Origin of the sequence: Acidaminococcus massiliensis, from assembly GCF_900095825.1 — a bacterium.
Lineage (GTDB): Bacteria > Bacillota > Negativicutes > Acidaminococcales > Acidaminococcaceae > Acidaminococcus > Acidaminococcus massiliensis.
Genome location: NZ_LT608315.1, coordinates 1,178,980 through 1,197,082, shown reverse-complemented (window position 1 = coordinate 1,197,082; position 18,103 = coordinate 1,178,980). Strand labels below are relative to the sequence as shown.

At 56.4% G+C, this 18,103-nt stretch carries 14 protein-coding genes; 1 reads left to right on the top strand and 13 read right to left on the bottom strand.

Translation table 11 applies throughout. The features are described from left to right. Position 1 precedes the first annotated feature (1 nt). The 9 genes from BQ2657_RS05885 to BQ2657_RS05845 form a co-directional block, all read right to left on the bottom strand. Positions 2 to 283, bottom strand: coding sequence for an FtsB family cell division protein (locus BQ2657_RS05885; protein ID WP_075579790.1), 282 nt, complete (start codon positions 281 to 283; stop codon positions 2 to 4). 96 nt (positions 284 to 379) lie between these two features. Next, positions 380 to 655: an HU family DNA-binding protein gene (locus BQ2657_RS05880; RefSeq protein WP_071143227.1), complete on the bottom strand. Its 276-nt coding sequence runs from the start codon at positions 653 to 655 to the stop codon at positions 380 to 382. A gap of 143 nt (positions 656 to 798) precedes the next feature. Then, a complete protein-coding gene (gene mazG / locus BQ2657_RS05875) occupies positions 799 to 1,623 on the bottom strand; it encodes a nucleoside triphosphate pyrophosphohydrolase (protein WP_075579789.1) in 825 nt (274 codons plus the stop codon). A gap of 9 nt (positions 1,624 to 1,632) precedes the next feature. After that, entirely contained in the window at positions 1,633 to 3,177 is a 1,545-nt protein-coding gene (locus BQ2657_RS05870; protein ID WP_075579788.1) for a putative polysaccharide biosynthesis protein, read from the bottom strand. A 143-nt stretch (positions 3,178 to 3,320) separates the two neighbouring features. Then, a complete protein-coding gene (mfd, locus tag BQ2657_RS05865) occupies positions 3,321 to 6,599 on the bottom strand; it encodes a transcription-repair coupling factor (RefSeq protein WP_075579787.1) in 3,279 nt (1,092 codons plus the stop codon). Between the two features lie 151 nt (positions 6,600 to 6,750). After that, the gene (gene glpX, locus BQ2657_RS05860; protein ID WP_075579786.1) at positions 6,751 to 7,713 is read right to left on the bottom strand and encodes a class II fructose-bisphosphatase; all 963 of its coding nucleotides are present in this window, start codon (positions 7,711 to 7,713) and stop codon (positions 6,751 to 6,753) included. A gap of 69 nt (positions 7,714 to 7,782) precedes the next feature. Then, positions 7,783 to 9,402 carry a CTP synthase gene (locus BQ2657_RS05855; protein ID WP_075579785.1) on the bottom strand — a complete coding sequence of 540 codons (1,620 nt, stop codon included), beginning with the start codon at positions 9,400 to 9,402 and terminating at the stop codon, positions 7,783 to 7,785. Positions 9,403 to 9,433: 31 nt separating this feature from the next. Then, positions 9,434 to 11,092, bottom strand: a complete 1,659-nt coding sequence (gene argS / locus BQ2657_RS05850) for an arginine--tRNA ligase (RefSeq protein WP_075579784.1) — start codon at positions 11,090 to 11,092, stop codon at positions 9,434 to 9,436. Continuing rightward, on the bottom strand, positions 11,034 to 11,513 hold the full coding sequence (locus BQ2657_RS05845; protein ID WP_075579783.1) for a YwiB family protein: 480 nt from the start codon (positions 11,511 to 11,513) through the stop codon (positions 11,034 to 11,036). The genes argS and BQ2657_RS05845 overlap by 59 nt, the downstream gene beginning before the upstream one ends. A gap of 264 nt (positions 11,514 to 11,777) precedes the next feature. On the opposite strand from BQ2657_RS05845, the gene putP reads away from it, so the two are divergent. After that, positions 11,778 to 13,265: a sodium/proline symporter PutP gene (gene putP / locus BQ2657_RS05835; RefSeq protein WP_075579781.1), complete on the top strand. Its 1,488-nt coding sequence runs from the start codon at positions 11,778 to 11,780 to the stop codon at positions 13,263 to 13,265. A 55-nt stretch (positions 13,266 to 13,320) separates the two neighbouring features. Here the strand turns inward: putP and BQ2657_RS05830 are convergent, their stop codons facing one another. The 4 genes from BQ2657_RS05830 to BQ2657_RS05815 form a co-directional block, all read right to left on the bottom strand. Continuing rightward, positions 13,321 to 14,706 carry a hypothetical protein gene (locus BQ2657_RS05830; RefSeq protein ID WP_075579780.1) on the bottom strand — a complete coding sequence of 462 codons (1,386 nt, stop codon included), beginning with the start codon at positions 14,704 to 14,706 and terminating at the stop codon, positions 13,321 to 13,323. A 106-nt stretch (positions 14,707 to 14,812) separates the two neighbouring features. Next, a complete protein-coding gene (locus BQ2657_RS05825) occupies positions 14,813 to 15,361 on the bottom strand; it encodes a GerMN domain-containing protein (RefSeq protein ID WP_075579779.1) in 549 nt (182 codons plus the stop codon). Between the two features lie 4 nt (positions 15,362 to 15,365). Then, entirely contained in the window at positions 15,366 to 16,469 is a 1,104-nt protein-coding gene (locus BQ2657_RS05820; RefSeq protein WP_083236189.1) for an N-acetylmuramoyl-L-alanine amidase family protein, read from the bottom strand. Positions 16,470 to 16,599: 130 nt separating this feature from the next. Next, positions 16,600 to 18,102: a bifunctional ADP-dependent NAD(P)H-hydrate dehydratase/NAD(P)H-hydrate epimerase gene (locus tag BQ2657_RS05815; RefSeq protein WP_075579778.1), complete on the bottom strand. Its 1,503-nt coding sequence runs from the start codon at positions 18,100 to 18,102 to the stop codon at positions 16,600 to 16,602. Between the last annotated feature and the right edge of the window lies 1 nt (position 18,103).

The window sequence follows — 18,103 nt, the reverse complement described above, 5'->3', positions numbered from 1 at the left end:
TTTATTTTTTCACCATGAACAGGGGGATTTCGTCCTTCCCCACCATGTTATGCTCTTCCCGAGCCACTTTCTCGATATACTGGATATCTCCCAGGTTCTCTTTCTCCTGTTCCAGGGCCATGTTCTCTGCTTTCAGCTGCTGGACTTTCTTTTCTGTCCGTACACTTTCCTGATGGAGCTGGAAAATCTGGTATCCCTGTTCCGCTGCGCTCTTGAGCAGAGGCAGGGAACATGCCAGGATCAGGATCAGGAATCTCTTATTGATTTTGTTTCTGGACTTCATATCACTGCGCCTTTCCGTACCATAGTCCCTGAGGCGGAAGAACGGGGAGAAAAAAGCAACCTGATACCGGGAGCATCAGGTTGCTGAATCTGCCTCTTATTTGTTTACGGCATCCTTGAAAGCCTTCCCAGCCTTGAAAGCGGGAACGTTGGCTTCTGCAATCTTAATGGTTTCGCCAGTGCGAGGATTCTTACCATTACGGGCATTACGAACGCGAGCTTCAAAAGTACCGAACCCGATCAGTTGAACCTTGTCCTTGTTGGCAACGGCTTCTTTTACGGTATCAATGAAAGCGTTCACAGCCTTTTCAGCATCTTTTTTGGGCAGTGCGGTTTTGGACGCAACTTCAGAGATCAATTCACTTTTGTTCATAAGAAAAATCCTCCTAAATAGGTATTGCGCCCTTTGTGTGGCGCCTGACTATGGTCATATTAGCACAAACATAGGAAAAATGCACGTGTTTTTTGGAAAAATATTGAAAACAACCGCATGGACAGTGGCTTCCAGCCTTTTTGTCACTTTTCAGACTGCTGCTGGAGGCATGTTTTTGCCCGGTTCCATCCTGCTTCCCATTCTTCCGCAGAAAGATCCTTCCATTCTTTACCGGCTGCCCGGACCTGTTCTTCCAGGAGCTGGAACCGCCGCTGGAATTTGTTGTTGGCCCGGTTCAGGGCTGTTTCCGGTTCCAGGCCCAGCTTCCGGGCATAGACCGCCAGCGCAAAGAACAGATCCCCCAGTTCCTCTTCCGTCCGATCTGGATCAGATGCCTCTGCAGCCTCCTGGAGCTCTTTTTCTTCCTCCTGCACCTTCTGCCATGCAGAGGAGGCGTCGGGCCATTCAAAGCCGGTTTTTGCGGCTTTGGCACTGAGTTTGTACGCCCGCATCAACGCCGGCAGCCCCTTGGCGATTCCATCCAGAGCATGGGTCCGTTCCGTTTTCTCTTCCGCTTTCAGTTCTTCCCAGTTCCGCATCACTTCCCCGGCTCCGCTGACCTGGGTATCTCCAAAGACATGAGGATGGCGGTGGACCAATTTCTTCACCACATCGTCGATCACGTCCTGCATGGCAAACAGGCCTTCTTCCTCTGCCAGACGGGCATGGAACACCACCTGGAGGAGCACATCCCCCATTTCTTCCCGCATGCCGGCCGTATCTCCGTCATCGATGGCTTCCAGCATTTCATAGACTTCTTCCACCAGTTCCCGGCGCATGCTGGTATGGGTCTGCACCCGATCCCAGGGACAGCCCCCCGGTTCCCGCAGGACCCGGACCAGTTCGATCAAAGGACGCAGATCCAGTACGCCCGGTTCATGGATTCCTTTTTCATGGAGTGTTTTCATGGTATCCCCTCATTTCCTTTTCTTCAGCTCACTGTATTTCAATTCTCCGGTCAGGAGCAGGCAAAGGCCATAGATCAAGGCTCCCGCCAAGATTTCCAGCGCCAGCTGGAGGAGCAGCGAAGGATAGCAGCTGGAGATTGCCGTTCCGGCCCCGTACACACCAGCTCCCATGACAGCTGCCGACAGGAAGATCCGCAGACAGCTCTTCAAAGGAAGCCCCAGTCGGTCACTGTGATACATCCACAGCAGGTTCCCCAGCCCAGCCATGGCCAAGTTGGCATCGGTGGCCCAGGCTGCCCCCTGGATATTCCATTCCGGATCAGCTGTGAGGGTCCACAGGAGTCCGATCTTGACAAAAAGGCTCAGCAACATGTTCACCATGGGAACCCGGGTATGACCCAGCCCCTGGAGGATGGCAGTGGAGACCTGATGGAGCCCCAAGAAGAAGATGGCCGGGGCCAGGGCCGTAATCACCCTGCCGGCTTGGAAAGTCCCGTACAGGACCCGGGAAATGGGAGTGCCCAGGAGCCAGACCCCCACCGCAGCCGGCACATTCAACAGCAGGAAGAAACGGAAAGCCCGGCGGGTCCGGCTGACCATCTCTTCCCGCTTTCCCAGGGCCCGGGCTTCCGCAACGGCCGGGACCACAGAGGCAGCCAGGGAGTTGGTGGGGATGGTCCCCATATTCACCAGAGGCATAGCCATCCCGGAAAGATAACCCAAGGCCCGGGTGGAGGCGGCCACCGTAAACCCGGCAGCCAGCAGCCGGTCCGGCACCAGGATCATCTCGATGCCGCTGACCACAGGCACCATCAGATTGGCACAGGTCACCGGCAGGGCCAGGGCGATCAGCTGCCAGGCCGTTGCCCGGAGAGAAGGCCTTTCTCCCTCTGCCTGGGGAAACGGATCCCTGCGCCAGCGTTCCTGCTGACGATGGACGAACCACAAAAGGAGCAGCAGGCTCACCACCGCTCCCGGAACGGCTCCAAAGGCGGCGCCGGCAGCGCCCCAAGGAAGGCCCCAGGGCAAAAGGGCCCAGGCCAGGAGCACCATGGTGACCACCCGGGTGAACTGTTCCATGATCTGGGAAACTGCCGTGGGAGTCATCTCCTGGAAGCCCTGGAAATATCCCCGGAAACAAGCCACCGGGATGGAAAGGCCGATGGCAGGCACCAGGGCCAGCATGGCATACCGGGCCCTTCCGTCTTTGACGATCCCTCCGTCAATGAGACAGGGGATCAGTAACCAGGCCAGTCCAGCAAAAAACACCCCAGCCAGGGCCATGAGCCCGGCAGAGATTCCCAGGATCCGCCTGGCTCCCTGCCGGTCCCCGGCTGCCGCCCGACGGGAGACCAAGATGGACATGGCAGCCGGGATTCCCGCAGAAGACAGGGCCACCAACAGCAGGTACAGCGGATAGGCGATCTGATAAAGACCGATGCCCTCCCCGCCCAAAAGGCGGGAAAGGAGGATCCGGTTCACAGATCCCAGGATCTTGACCAGCAGCCCTGCCGCCGTGAGGATCAGGGTCCCTTTCATAAATCGGTCTGCCATCACAGCCTCCTTCACTCTTCACTCTTCACTCTTCACTCTTCACTCTTCACTCTTCACTCTTCACTCTTCACTCTTCACTCTTCACTCTTCACTCTTCACTCTTCACTCTTCACTCTTCACTCTTCACTCTTCACTCTTAGTGATTATAGCATGGAGGGAAGATGCTTTTCCAGCCACTGAAGAGGTTCTTCCTTCATGCCCCGGGTCTTGAGCACGAACTGGGGCTGGGGTCCCAGCTTCAGGGTGGCCCGGGGCACATATTCCCGGATCAGGGATTGGAGCACATCCGGATTGGCTTTGCTGTGGGGATCGAATGTGATCCGCACTTCTCCCGGCCGAACCGCCACTCCGGTGATCCGCAGCTTCCGGCACAGATCCCGGAGGGACGCCACTCGCCACAGGTTCACCACCTGTTCCGGCGGAGTCCCGAACCGGTCGATGATTTCATCCATCAGGTCATCCCGGTCTTCATATTTCATATCGCCCAGGCGGTGGTACAGTTCCAATTTGTACCGGGGATTGTCGATGTAGTCGTCAGGGATGTAGGCATCCAGCTTCATTTCGATCACTGGATCCGGCGCAATGGGCTCGTCCGGGTTGCCTCCATTCTGGAGGGTATTGATGGTCTTTTCCAGCAGCCGGCAGTACAGGTCGAAGCCCACCCCGGCGATCTGTCCATGCTGTTCTGCTCCCAAAAGATTCCCGGCGCCCCGGATTTCCAGATCCCGCATGGCAATCTTGAAGCCTGCCCCCAGCTCCGTGAAGTCCCGGATGGCCTGGAGACGCTTCTGCGCCACCTCACTGAGGACACGGTCCTTCTTGTAGAGGAAATAGGCGTAAGCCAGCCGAGAGGACCGGCCCACCCGGCCCCGCATCTGGTACAGCTGGGACAGGCCGAAGTTTTCCGCACCGTCGATGATGATGGTATTGGCCAGGGGCACATCCAGGCCGTTTTCGATGATGGTGGTGCACAGGAGCACATCGAAATCCCCCTGGTAGAATCCCAACATCACATCTTCCAGTTCATCTTCTCCCATCCTTCCATGGGCCATACCGATGGTGATCCCAGGGACCAGTTCCCGGAGATGGGCAGCGATCCGGCTGAGGCCTTCGATCCGGTTGTGGACATAATAGATCCGTCCGCCCCGGCGGATTTCCCGTTCCAAAGCCTCCCGGACCATTCCATCATCGTATTCCGCCACGTAGGTCTCCACCGGCAGCCGGTCTTCTGGCGGAGATTCGATGATGCTCATGTCCCGTCCCTTCACCAGGGCCAGATGCAGAGTCCGGGGAATGGGGGTAGCAGAAAGGGTCAGCACATCGATTCCGGCACTGCGCTGCTTGATTTTTTCCTTCTGGGCCACCCCGAACCGCTGTTCCTCGTCGATGATGAGAAGCCCCAGGTCATGGAACTCCACATCAGGGTTCAGGATCCGATGGGTGCCGATGAGCACGTCGATCTTACCCTCCGCCACTTTTTCCATGATTTCCCGCTGCTGTTTGGGCGTCCGGAACCGGCTGAGCATCTCCACCCGGACTCCGAAGGACCCCATCCGCTGGGAAAAAGTCAGGAGATGCTGCTGGGCCAGGACCGTGGTAGGAGCCAGCACAGCCACCTGTTTGCCGTCCATCACCGCCTTGAAGGCAGCCCGGATGGCCACTTCCGTCTTTCCGTAGCCCACGTCCCCGCACAGGAGCCGTTCCATGGGCACGGGTTTCTCCATATCCGCCTTGATTTCGGCAATGGCCTTCAGCTGATCCGGAGTCTCCTCAAAAGGAAAACTGTCCTCGAATTCTTTCTGCCAGTGGGTATCCGGAGCAAAGGCATGGCCCGGGGTGATTTTCCGCTGGGCATAGAGCCGGAGCAGTTCTGTAGCCAGGATGGTAATGGCCTTCTGGGCCTTCCGGGTGGTCTTCTGCCAGTCTTTCCGCCCCATATTGGACAGTTTGGGTGGTGTCCCTTCGTTGCCCACATATTTGTGGAGGAGCCCCACCTGTTCCACCGGCACATGGAGCTTGTCCCCCTTGGCGTACTGGAGCTGGAGGTAGTCCCGATGGACCCCGTTCACTTCGATGGTCTCCACGCCCATGTACCGGCCGATGCCTTGGATGTCGTGGACCACATAATCCCCCACCTTGATGTCGGAGAAATAATTCAGGGAGGGCCCTTTGCCTTTGGTCTTCACCAGCCGCCGCTTCTTCTGCATCCCAAAGATATCGCTTTCAGTAAGCAGCAGCCATTTCTGGTCCCAGAAATAAAAGCCATTGGTCAGGCTGCCGGCAAAGACGGCTCCGCCTTTTTCCGGAACGCCCTTGAACTGTCCTGCAAAAGCCATGGGTAGGCCGCTGCCCTTCAGGCTTTCCGCCAAACCGGCGGCCTTGTCCCGGGTCCCCATCATGATCAGGGGATGGATGCCCTGATCCAGCCAGCCTTTCAGGTCTTTCTGGAGCAGATCGGTATTTTTATTGTAGGGAGCCATAGCCCGGACCTGGATATGGAGCCTGGGCGACTGGGGAAAATAGGGATGTCCCAAGTCACTGACCGTCACCAGATGGATCCCTCCGGCCTGTTGGATCATGGTTTCCTGGTCCAGCAGCCGGTCAGCGAATTCCCGGCTGTCCCCCCAGCTCTTCCGGCATTCCTCGAAAAAGCCCGCCGGCTCATCCAGTACAGCCAGCTGATCCGCTGCCAGATACTGGAAAATAGAAGAAGTCTCTTCCTGACCCTGGACTGCCAGGGGCATGATCCCCACATGGGGAATGGAAGCGATGCTCCGCTGGGTATCCAGATCGAAGCGTTTGATTACATCGATGGTATTGTCGAACCATTCGATCCGCACCGGGTCCTTGGCATTGATGGGGAATACATCCAGGATGTCTCCCCGGACTGCCAGCTGACAGATGGTATCCACCTGTTCCGTCCGTTCGTAGCCGGCTTTCACCAGTTTTTCCACCACCAGGGCCTGTTCCAGTTCCTGCCCAGCGGCCAATTTCAGATTTTCCCGGACCAAGGAATCCGGAGGCGGCAATTTCTGGATGGCCGCTTCCGCCGTTACGAAGATGATCCCTTCCTCTTTCCGGCAGATCATTTCCAAGGCGGCAGCCCGTTCCGCCACCACCTGCTCATTCCGGGTATCCACCTGCCCATGGATCAGGCTGGCCGGATACAGTTCCCGCATGGCCAGATCCGGATAGAAATAGGCCAGTTCCCGGCGCTGGGCCCGGATGCTCTCCCGATTCACGGTCAGGATCACCAGGGGTTGGGCCGCCTGGGCAGCCTGCTGGAAGGCACACAAAAAGCCGGCTTTCACAGATGATGTGAGGCCGGTGAGCTGTACAGGTCCGCTTTCCCGCTTCCAGAGCCCTGCGGCTTCCTGTACATTCTTTTCCTCTAAAAGCAGTTTCGTCAGTGTATTTATCATAAAATTCTCTCTTTATGGAAATAGGGAAAGAGGGGTGTTGCTGGGCAACACCCCTCTGATTGTCAGCAGTCAACAGTCAGCGTTCAACGGCCGTTGACAGTTGACAGCTGACCGTTGACGGGGCCGTTGCAAATGCAACAGCCCCTTTCCCTTACAGTTTGATATTGATGTCGTTCCGGTCGAAGGTATGGACCGCATCGATGAAGCGGACCGTCCCAGTGGCATACCGCATAGAAATGGTATGGGTACGGGCCCCGTTGCCGAAGTAGTTGACTCCCCGGAGCATGTCACAGTTGGTGATGGCCGTTGCCGTGAACATGCAGTCATCTCCCTTGACCAGATCATCGATGGTCAGGATCTTCTTGGTGTCTTCGATGCCCATCTTCCGGCACCGTTCCGCCTGGTCCTCGTTTTCCGGGACCAGCCGGGCCTGCATGTCGCCGCCCAGGCATTTCAGCCCGCAGGCAGCCAGCACCCCTTCCGGAGCGCCGCCCCGGCCGATGTACATATGGACGCCGGTCCCTTCGATGCCGGCATCGATGATGGGATCCACATCCCCGTCGCTGATGAGACGGATCCGGGCACCTACGGAACGGACTTCTTCAATGATTTTCCTGTGGCGGGGCCGGTCCAGGGCTACTACCGTCAGGTCGTTCACATTCCGGTGCAGCGCCTTGGCCACCCGTTCCAGGTTCACGCTTACAGGATCATCGATGTTGATGCATCCTTTGGCCCGAGGTCCTACGGCAATCTTATCCATGTACATATCCGGAGCATGGAGCAGACAGCCTTTGGGAGCAATGGCGATGACGGCAATGGCGCCGTTCTGGCCTTTGGCCACCAGGTTGGTCCCTTCCACAGGATCCACGGCAATGTCCACTTCAGGACCGCCGGCTCCCACTTCTTCACCGATATACAGCATCGGGGCTTCATCCATTTCCCCTTCGCCGATGACCACCGTACCGTTGATATGGACGGTGTCAAACATTTTCCGCATGGCGTCCACGGCCAGCTGGTCAATGCCGTTCTTGTCCCCCCGGCCTACGCCGCGGGCACTGGCAATTGCTGCAGCTTCCGTTACACGGACAAATTCCATGGATAATTCTCTGTTCATTCCATACGCCTCCCAATTCGTTCGGCAATTTTCATTGCCCTATCATTGTACCTGCTATCGTTGCAGAAATCAATGGTTGTGGTAGTTCAAAGCAGCAGCGATGAAAGCCTTGAACAAAGGATGGGGATTGGTGGGCCGGGACTTCAGTTCCGGATGGAACTGGACACCCAGGTACCAAGGATGGACATCGGTGGGCAGTTCCACCATTTCCACCAGTTTCCCGTTGGGCAGGGTACCGCCCAGGACCAGGCCGTGGCTGAACAGCTCGTCCCGCAGTTCGTTGTTCACTTCATAGCGGTGACGGTGCCGTTCGCTGATCATTTCCGTGCCATAAGCCTTTTCCGCCAGGGTGCCCGGATACAGCTTGCAGGGATAAGCCCCCAGCCGCATGGTGCCGCCCTTGATTTCCACGCTCATCTGTTCCGGCATCAGGTAGATCACAGGATACGGGGTATTTTCATCGAATTCTGTCGAGTTGGCCTTGGCCATGCCGCATACATCCCGGGCATATTCGATGACCAGGCACTGCATCCCCAGGCAGATCCCGAAGAAGGGGATCTTGTTTTCCCGGGCATACTTGGCTGCCAGGATCATCCCTTCGATGCCCCGGTCGCCGAAGCCGCCGGGCACCAGGATCCCGTCCACACCCTCGAAGATCCGGGCAAAATCTGCCTGGGGATCTTCCAGGTCCACCGCATTGATGTATTCGATATCCACATCGGCGTCATGGAAGTAACTGGCATGTTTCAGGGCTTCCACGATGCTGATATAGGCATCCGGCAGTTCCACATATTTCCCCACCACGGCAATGGTGGATTTCTTCTCATGGGGAGCCAGGATTTTCTTCACCATGGCATGCCAGGCTCCCATATCCTTGGGTCTGTCTTCCATATCCAGTTTCCGCAGGACCACTTTGTCCATGCCTTGGTCTTCCAGCAGCATGGGGACTTCATAGATGCTGGGAGCCGTGATGGACTGGAACACCGCATCCGCATCCACATCGCAGAACATGGAGATCTTTTCCCGCATTTCCTTGCTGATTTCCTTTTCGCTGCGGCAGACCAGGATATCCGGGGTGATGCCGATGCTGCGCAGTTCCTTTACGCTGTGCTGGGTGGGTTTGGTCTTCAGTTCCCCGGCAGCAGAGATATAGGGGACCAGGGTCACATGGATGTAGAGGACATCATTCCGGCCCACATCTTTCTTCACCTGACGGATGGCTTCCATAAAGGGTTCGGATTCGATATCCCCAACGGTGCCGCCGATTTCCGTGATGACGAAATCTGCATTCTCTTCCCGGCCCACCCGGTAGACCCGTTCCTTGATCTCGTTGGTGATGTGAGGAATGACCTGTACCGTACGGCCCAGATAATCGCCCCGGCGTTCCTTGTTGATCACGGACTGGTAGATCCGGCCGGCCGTCACATTGGAATTCCGGGTCAAGTTGATGTCAATGAACCGTTCGTAATGGCCCAGATCCAGGTCCGTTTCAGCACCGTCGTCGGTGACGAACACTTCGCCGTGCTGGTACGGGCTCATGGTACCGGGATCGATGTTGATGTAGGGATCGAATTTCTGGATGGTGACTTTATAGCCTCTGCTCTTGAGCAGACGCCCCAGAGAAGCCGCCGTAATCCCCTTTCCTAAAGACGATACCACGCCGCCCGTTACAAAAATATACTTGGTCATTTTCTTCCTCCCTTTTTGGCTTCCGCCTAAATTACATATGGTCCGGTGCACTGACACCCAGGATCTTCAACCCATGGCGCAAAGTATTGCCCACAGCTGTAATCAACGCCAGACGGGCCTGCTGCACAGCAGGATCCACCCCCAAGACGCGGCACTGGTTGTAGAACGAATGGAACAGCCCAGCCAAATCGTACACATAGTGGGCGATTTTATGGGGAGCCCGTTCCGCTGCCGCCGTATCGATCAGTTCCTCATAATCGTTCAGCTTCTTGATCAGGTCGGTTTCAATGGGTTCCTTCAGCACGGAAAGGTCACAGTCCTTCCGGAGAGCGATCTTTTCTTCCTCCATCTGCCGCAGGATGCTGCAGATCCGGGCATGGGCATACTGGACATAGTACACCGGATTGTCGTTGGAATGTTCCGTAGCCAGGGTCAAGTCGAAATCCAGCTGGCTGTCCATGCTCCGCATGATGAAGAAGAACCGGGCCGCATCGGTCCCTACTTCTTCGATCAGCTCATTGAGGGTCACGCTCTTACCGGTCCGCTTGCTCATCTTCACCAGTTCGCCGTTCCGGTACAGGGCCACCATCTGGAGGATCAGCACCTCCAGCCGGCTGGGGTCATAGCCCAAGGCTTCCATGGCCGCCTTCACCCGGGGAATGTACCCATGATGATCGGCGCCCCACAAGTTGATCACCCGATCGAAGCCCCGCTGGAACTTGTTCTGGTGGTAAGCGATATCCGCGGCAAAATAGGTAGAAACCCCATTGTCCCGGATCACCACCCGGTCTTTATCGTCTCCGAAGGCCGTGGATTTGAACCACTTGGCCCCGTCTTTTTCATACACATAGCCTTTTTCCTGGAGTTCGTCCACCGCCTGATGGATCTTGTCAGCATCGTGGAGGCTCTGTTCGCTGAACCATACGTCGAACTCGCAGTTGAAAGCTTCCAAGTCTTCCTTCAGGGCCGCCAGTTTTTCTTCCTTGGCAATGCTCTGGAACTGTTCCAGCCGTTCTGCTTCTGGCATATGGATGAATTTGTCCCCATATTTGGCTTTGATCCGCTGGGCCGTCACTTTGATGTCTTCTCCATGGTACCCGTTTTCCGGGAATTCACAGGGAATGCCGAACAATTCCAAGTACCGGGCATTGACAGAAAGGGCCAGGTTGTGCATCTGGTTCCCCGCATCGTTGATGTAGTACTCCCGGGTCACATCGTAGCCGGCAGCCTTCATCAGGTTGGCCAGGGCACTGCCCACAGCCGCTCCCCGTCCGTGACCTACATGGAGGGGACCGGTGGGATTGGCGCTGACGTATTCGATCTGGATCTTTTCCCCTTTTTTCGGCGGCAGGTTCCCGTAGTTCTCGCCTTTTTCCAGGATGGCCCGGAGGGATTCACCCAGCCAGTCTTCCTTCAGATAGAAGTTCAAAAATCCAGGACCGGCGATTTCCACCTTCTCTACACTGGGGCATTCCAGGAATTCCTGTACGGCTCCTGCGATCACCCGGGGTGCGCAATGGAAATCCCGGGCTGCCTGCAAGGCAAAATTGGTGGCAAAATCACCAAAGGCTTTCTGGGGCGGTACGGTCAGGACTACCGGTGCCATCTCCCCCTGGGGCAGCTTCCCTGCCTCAATGGCCTTCCGGACGGCGGAGGCCACGGCTTCCGCCAGTACTTTCTTCATGTCCACGCTTTTCTTCCTCCTCGATCTCGATTCGCAGCCGAACGCTTCCATTGGGCTGGCTGTCCATTTCCAGGTCATAGTACACCTGGACCTGCCAGGCATGTCCTTTCCGGGAAATGGTCAGTTCCCGGGTATAGACCATCATGGGAACAGTAAAATACGGGGTCCTGTACTGAAACGAACTGTTCCGGCCCCGTTCATACTGCTGCCGATGTTCATAACGGCCATGCCGGATCACCGTCAGGGAATCCTCCGTCCACTTCAGGGTGGTGCGGGTCCCTTCCATGCCGGTCACTTGAGATTCTGCATACCGGACATAGGTGGTTCCGCCCTTTTCCGTCAGCTGTCCGAAAGCTACCAGCGTCATGGGCTGGGCAGCCCCCTCTCCAAGGGTTTCGCTATGGATGGTGATCTTAACAGGTGTCATGGCCCTCTCCACAATAAGTAGAGGGTTGCCCCTGTGCAAGCCAGCACCATCAGCGCGGCGAAGGAGCAAGCCCTCATTTGGATGCGTTATGTAGTATCTGTCAGCAAAAAAATATTGTCTTGCCTTATTCTTGTTTATTTTATATTAAAGACAGGCAAAAGGCAAGGGCGAGATGAAAGAAAAACAGGGATCCTGGATTTTATTGCGTTGAAGAATTTTCTATTATATAATGAATTTTATTCATAACAGGAAAGGATGTTGTCTATGCATATCGCACTGAGCACAGTAGTGGCTCTGGTACTGTATTTCGCAGTACTGATCGGAATCGGCCTGATTACCTATAAAAAGGATGAAGATATGGAGGGGTACGCACTGGGGGGGCGTGCTCTGGGGCCCTGGGTCACATCCATGAGTGCAGAAGCCTCAGATATGAGCGGATGGATGCTCATGGGGCTGCCCGGTTATGCCTATATGGCCGGCATCAGTGCCTTTTGGATTGCGTTGGGACTGATCATCGGCACCTGGGTCAACTGGATCGTGGTGGCCAAACGGCTGCGGATCTTCACTTCCGTCATGGGAAACGCCATCACCCTGCCGGAATACTTCGACAATCGGTTCTATGACAAGCACCGGAAACTGCGGATTGCCTCTGCTTTCTTTATTTTTATTTTTTTCCTGATCTACACCTCTTCCAGCTTCGTGGCCGGAGGCAAGCTCTTCAATACGGCCTTTGGGCTGGACTACCGTTATTCCCTGTTCCTGACCGCCGGCATCGTGGTTTTCTATACCCTGATGGGCGGTTTTGCCGCCGTATGCTGGACGGATTTGTTCCAGGGATTCCTCATGTTCTTTTCCATCCTGGTGGTCCCAGTCACGGCCATGTACTATATCGGCGGCGTGGGTCCCACCATTGAACGGCTGAATGCCATCAGCCCCTATTATTTCAACATGGTGAGAGGCGCCGACGGCAGTGTGCTGAGCCTCACCGCCATCATCTCCCTCCTGGCTTGGGGCCTGGGCTATTTCGGCCAGCCTCATATCCTGGTCCGTTTCATGGCCATCCGGGATCCCAAGAGCATCCGGCAGGCTACCCACATCGCCGTTACCTGGGTCATCATTTCCCTGGCCATGGCCGTGCTGGTAGGGCTGACTGGGCGGGTCTATCTGGGAGATGTGCTGAAAGGCGGGGCCGCGGAAACTGTCTTCATCCAGATGAGCGGGAAATTCTATCATCCCTTCCTAGCTGGAATCATTACCTCCGGGATTTTGGGAGCCATCATGAGTACCTCGGACAGCCAGCTCCTGGTAGCAGCCTCCTCCTTCACCACAGATTTCTATAAGATCCTGATCAATCCCAAGGCCACTGCCGGAGAACTGGTGCGTATGAGCCGGATGATGATCATTGTGGTCTCCGCCCTCTCCCTGGTCCTGGCCATGAATCCAGACAGCATGATCCTGAACATTGTGTCTTACGCCTGGGCTGGATTCGGGGCAGCTTTCGGGCCTCTGGTCCTGTTCTCCCTATTCTGGCGCCGGATGACCACGGATGGAGCCTTTGCAGGGATCGTGGTGGGAGGTTCCACGGTCCTGATCTGGAAGAATTTTTTTGCCTTCACCGGCGTCTATGAAATCATTCCTGGATTCGTCCTTTCCTGCCTGGCCATCCTCATCGTCAGCCTGATGGACAAAGAACCGGAAGCAGAGATAACAGCCCGGTACGACGAGGCGGTTGAAAAATTGAAAAAAGCGTGAAAAAAGGGGATGTTGCACGTTTGTGATTTTCACACGTGCAACATCCCCCTTTTTCTCATTTCTCCAACACCGTCAGCTTATGCCCCTTCAGATTGATCTTCCCATGGTTCACCAGGGTATCCACGGTGCTGTCTCCGGTCAGGTTCCAAGTAGCACCTTTTTCCACGGTCACGGCAATGTTGCTGCCAAGGGCAGTGCCGCTGGGATTTTTCTCCAAAGCGATGGCTCCCTGGAATACAGTCCCTTTCCCCAGTGTCAGGTCCAGGTGGGAAATGGTATCCACCACAATGTCCCCCTGGAGCTTCTGCCCTACTGCTGTCACTTTGGCCTTTCCTCCGTTGCTGCCTGCTTTCCCCCAGCCCCGGGAGGCGCTGTTCCCTGTCACCCGCAGGAGTTTTCCTTTGCGGTCCAAGTTTTCCAGGGATACCCCAGTAAGATCCAGGGTGCAGTCCGTATTGGTCACATAGAACAAGTCGCCCTGATGGCAGATCAGTTTTCCTCCTTCCATGGCAAAAGAAGAGGTTCCCTGTTCCGCGTCTCCGCTCATGGATTGGTAGATCATCACGCCATGGACATTCTCTTCTGCGAAAGTCCGGTCTCCCAGGGTCCGTTGGCCATCCATGGCTCCTTCCAAAGTACAGTTGACCAGCCGGATGCTGTTCTTCCCTTCGATCACGGCCCCTTCCGAATGGGCCGCCTGGAGGGCTGCATCCTGGACAGAAATAGCCGCTGTAGAATAGATGGCCGGAGAGCCGCTGCCTTCGGTAACATAAGTCCCTCCGTTCACCTGGACCATGCCTCCGCCCCGGTCGGACCGGATGGCCGCCGATGAATTCCCGGAAGTATGGATTTTCAAATTCCAGGCCCGGGTAATTCCCCCGCCGGTGGTCTGGATCCCTCCAGAATGATCTCCGGTGGTGTCAATGGTGACATTTTCCGCATCCAAGGAAGTGCCTTTCCCGTAACAGAACAGGCCATTGCCATTTTTGACCGAAGACAGGACACTGGAATTCTTGATGGTCACTTTGGCCCCGTCTGTGGCCAGAAAAGCTGCATTCATACCGTAGAAGTCCCCTCCTTCCGTTTGGGAGGAAGTACCGGCCGTTTTCCGGATGGCCACCTGGTCCAGGTTCACGGTGGCCCCAGTGACCCGCAGGGCATTTTCATCATTGCCCACAGAAGGATACGTCTGATCCGTATAGACACCATTTGTCTTCAGTTCTGCAGCAGCCGTCCCCTGGATCACTTGGCCAGGAGGATTGAACTCTCCGGGGGGCATCCCTTGGGGTGCCTTTCCCTCCGGAGGCAGAGGCGGCGGATTTCCCTGGCCCAGTACAGCAGGTGCGGTCCCTGCTTCTGCCGGAACCCCGGCAAAACCAGGGACTGCAGCCCCCAAAGAAGCCAACAGACAGAAAGCCAGAAAAGATTTTTTACAGTGCATACCAGATACCTCCTCTGCGATTTGTTGGTTCCAGTATAGCGGGGGAAAATGAGAGAAAAGTGAAAAAGAGGACTTGCGGCACATAATGTACCGCAAGTCCTCTTTTTCACTGTATATACTTCTTATCCCGCTGCAGCGGAACTGACAGGTCCTGTCCTCCCAGCACCGTCACTGGTTTTCCCTTTACGGTGAATTTCACACTCTGGATCTCCGGGAACTCGGTAAGGGTATCCACCACGGCGTAAAGCATCAGCAGGGTATCATGGTCCCCCCGCCGGGTCTGGAATTCCCGGCTGAAATCCACGGTAGCCACTTTGTCCTTGACGGTGACCTGATTGACCTTCAGCCCTTTGGGGAATGTGGTATCCCCCTGGGGTTGTTTTTCCACCAGTTCCTTCAGGACTGCCAGGGGCAGCTTGTCCTTGGCTCCTGCAAGCTTTACCGTCTGAGCCTTCAGTTTCCCATCCTTCCCCGCCCGGTACAAGGTCTGACCAGCCGCCTGGGAAGCCGTCTTGCCGGACTTCTGGTCCGCTGCTGCCGTTTCCTTCTGGTTTTCCGGATGCACAGTGGTGCTTGGGGTACCGCAGCCTCCCAGGAAAGTCAGCCCACCCAGCAGCAGGAACACTGCCGTCCATTGGGTCATTTTTTTTTGCATCGGCTCAACCTCCTTGGTGCTGATTGTAGAAATCCTCGATCCCGTCTGCGATGGCTTTGGCCACCTTGTTCTGGAACCAGTCGGAAATCAAGAGTTTTTCCTCCCGTTTGTTGGTCAGGAACAGGCATTCCACCAAAGCTCCCGGCATGGTGCTTCTCTTGTTCACATAGAAGTTGGCATACCGGACCCCCAGATCATCCACATCGGCGGTCTTCATCAGCTGGTCCTGGATACACTGGGCCACTTGGATGTCATATTTCGTCTTGGGATGGTAATAGGTGGAGAATCCGCCCACACTGGTATTTTCACTGGCATTGATGTGGATGCTGATGAACATGTCCGAATGGCTGTTTTCTGCCACATCCACACGGGCCTGGAGTTCTTCTGCATCCGTTGCATCCGGTCCGTACACATCCACGTCAGTGGTCCGGGTCATGTAGACGATGGCTCCCTTCTTTTCCAGCAGGGCTTTCACCTTCTTGGTGATGGGCAGGGTCACGTCCTTTTCATAAGTCCCGGTCACCAATCCATGGGTCCCTGGATCCGTGCCCCCATGGCCGGCATCCAAAGTGATCCGTTTGCCCTTGATCCCCCCTACCACGGAATAAGTGCTTCCGAAGCTGGGTTTCGGCCGGGTGGACTGCCAAGGGGAACTGCTGGGCCGGTTGTTCTTTTTGGGAGTAAAGGTTTTCTGGGGCGGAGCCGCAATCACATCCACCACCACGCGGGTAGGCCGTTTTGCCACCCGGTCCGCTTTCAGGCTGAACACGTTGAACATCCCCTTCTGGAGGGGCTTCTTCATCATCACATGGACCACAGTAGCGTTGACCTTCCGTTCCAGATAGACCCGGGAAACGTAAGTGGCCTTCTTGGGAGTCGTGACACGGGGAATGGATGAATTCAGGTTGCCATAAACGGTGACCCGCAGTTCATTGTCCAGCATTTCCGTCTTATATCTTGTTGCCTGGTTGGTATCCAGGACGATCCGCAGCCGGCCGTTGGGGTTGACTCCGTATACCACATCCTGGATTTTGGCTGCGGCCTGTGCATTTCCTGTTCCCAGGCATGCCACCAGGCAGAAGAATAGTAACAGCAGTTTTTTGATCACGTTGGAACCTCCTCTTGGGACGCAGCAAGTTTCCTCTGCCTCCCAGACTACCCGGCCATTGTAACACTTTCACAGGGTTCATGCAAATCAGGCCGGCGTGCCGTCCGCTTTCGGGCGGTCCGGCCTCCTTTCATCCCTTTCTGACTTTCTCCAGCGCCCTAGGCAGCTGGAGCACCAGGTCTCCCGCTGCTAGACCGATTTTTCCGTTCTGGGCTGCCAAATCTCCCGCCAGTCCCTGGAGATAGACTCCGCAGCAGGCTGCCTGTCCCAGGTCCAGCCCCTGCCCCAGGAGAGCCGCGATGGTACCGGTGAGCACGTCGCCGCAGCCTCCGGTCGCCATGCCTTCGTTGCCAGTGGTATTGAGGAAGATCTGCCCAGCAGGCAGCGCTACCACCGTGGGCGTGCATTTCAGCACCACCACGGCCTGCCAGCGGGCCGCTCCTTCCCTGGCTGCCTGGACCGGATCCTGGAGGATTTCTCCCACATTTTTCCCCAGCAGCCGGGCCATTTCCCCAGGATGGGGCGTAAAAATTTTCTGTTTCAGGGAGGTCAGCAGAGTATCATCCCCAGCCAGGGCATTGAGCCCATCCGCATCCAGCACCAGGGGCTGGGTCAGCTTGGGCAGCAGTTCCCGGAGATACTGGACCGTTTCCGGAGCCTTTCCCACCCCGGGCCCGGCCGCCACCACATCATAAGCCTGGAAAGCCTTCAGGCTGGCTTCTGTCACCGGGCGCACCATCACTTCCGTGGATTTGATGATGAGGGGCTGGAGCACTTCCGGCTGAGTGTACAGGGTCACCAGACCGGCTCCCGCCCGGACCGCTGCCTTAGAGCAGAGTTCCGCTGCTCCGGCATAGCCCAGGCTCCCAGCCAAGATCCCGATTTTTCCGTTCATTCCCTTGTGGGCATTGGCCGGCCGTTTGGGCAGCACATGGCGGATCAAATCTTCTGTCAGGAGTTCCGCATCGCTTTCCGCCTCCAGTACCAGAGAAGGCGGGGTGTTCAGGTCAGCCAGGATCACCTTGCCCGTGTAACTGGCTCCGGGATACAGATATAGTCCCGGTTTGGGAGCGATCATGGTCACGGTGGCCCGGGCATGGAGTGCCAGGTCCGTGTACCCGCGATCCGCTTCCACCCCGCTGGGGATGTCCACGGCCAGCACCGGCACCGGCACCATCTGGAGAGTTTCCAATAGAGAACGGATGGGTTCCCGGACTTTTCCGTGGAAACTGGTCCCCAGCAGGGCATCGATGAACAGATCCGCCTGGGCACAAGCCTGGAGGACATCATTCTGGTCTTTTTCCCAGCGCAGGATGGTAAAGGGGAAATTTTGATCGATTTTATACTGGAGTGCGGCACCCGGCCCGAAGCTTCCCGGGGCTTCCGCCAGGACCAAGGTCACCAGAGCTCCCCGTTTCAGCAGGAACCGAGCGGCGGCCAGACCGTCTCCTCCATTATTCCCCTTGCCGATGAGCAGGATGATCCGTTTCTCCCGAACATCCCCCAGCAGCTCCACGGCCCCATCGGCCACGGCACGGCCCGCATTCTCGATCAGGACGGCTTCCGGGATCCCCATCTCCCCGATGGCTTTGCTATCCACTTTTTTCATGGCTGCACTTGCAATCAGTTTCATC

Coding starts and splice junctions, on each gene's coding strand:
- BQ2657_RS05880 (WP_071143227.1), bottom strand. CDS start 655: ATGAACAAAAGTGAATTGATCTCTGAAGTTGCGTCCAAAACCGCACTG.
- mfd (WP_075579787.1), bottom strand. CDS start 6,599: ATGATAAATACACTGACGAAACTGCTTTTAGAGGAAAAGAATGTACAG.
- BQ2657_RS05815 (WP_075579778.1), bottom strand. CDS start 18,102: ATGAAACTGATTGCAAGTGCAGCCATGAAAAAAGTGGATAGCAAAGCC.
- BQ2657_RS05855 (WP_075579785.1), bottom strand. CDS start 9,402: ATGACCAAGTATATTTTTGTAACGGGCGGCGTGGTATCGTCTTTAGGA.
- glpX (WP_075579786.1), bottom strand. CDS start 7,713: ATGAACAGAGAATTATCCATGGAATTTGTCCGTGTAACGGAAGCTGCA.
- mazG (WP_075579789.1), bottom strand. CDS start 1,623: ATGAAAACACTCCATGAAAAAGGAATCCATGAACCGGGCGTACTGGAT.
- BQ2657_RS05845 (WP_075579783.1), bottom strand. CDS start 11,513: ATGACACCTGTTAAGATCACCATCCATAGCGAAACCCTTGGAGAGGGG.
- BQ2657_RS05825 (WP_075579779.1), bottom strand. CDS start 15,361: ATGCAAAAAAAAATGACCCAATGGACGGCAGTGTTCCTGCTGCTGGGT.
- BQ2657_RS05885 (WP_075579790.1), bottom strand. CDS start 283: ATGAAGTCCAGAAACAAAATCAATAAGAGATTCCTGATCCTGATCCTG.
- BQ2657_RS05870 (WP_075579788.1), bottom strand. CDS start 3,177: ATGGCAGACCGATTTATGAAAGGGACCCTGATCCTCACGGCGGCAGGG.
- BQ2657_RS05830 (WP_075579780.1), bottom strand. CDS start 14,706: ATGCACTGTAAAAAATCTTTTCTGGCTTTCTGTCTGTTGGCTTCTTTG.
- putP (WP_075579781.1), top strand. CDS start 11,778: ATGCATATCGCACTGAGCACAGTAGTGGCTCTGGTACTGTATTTCGCA.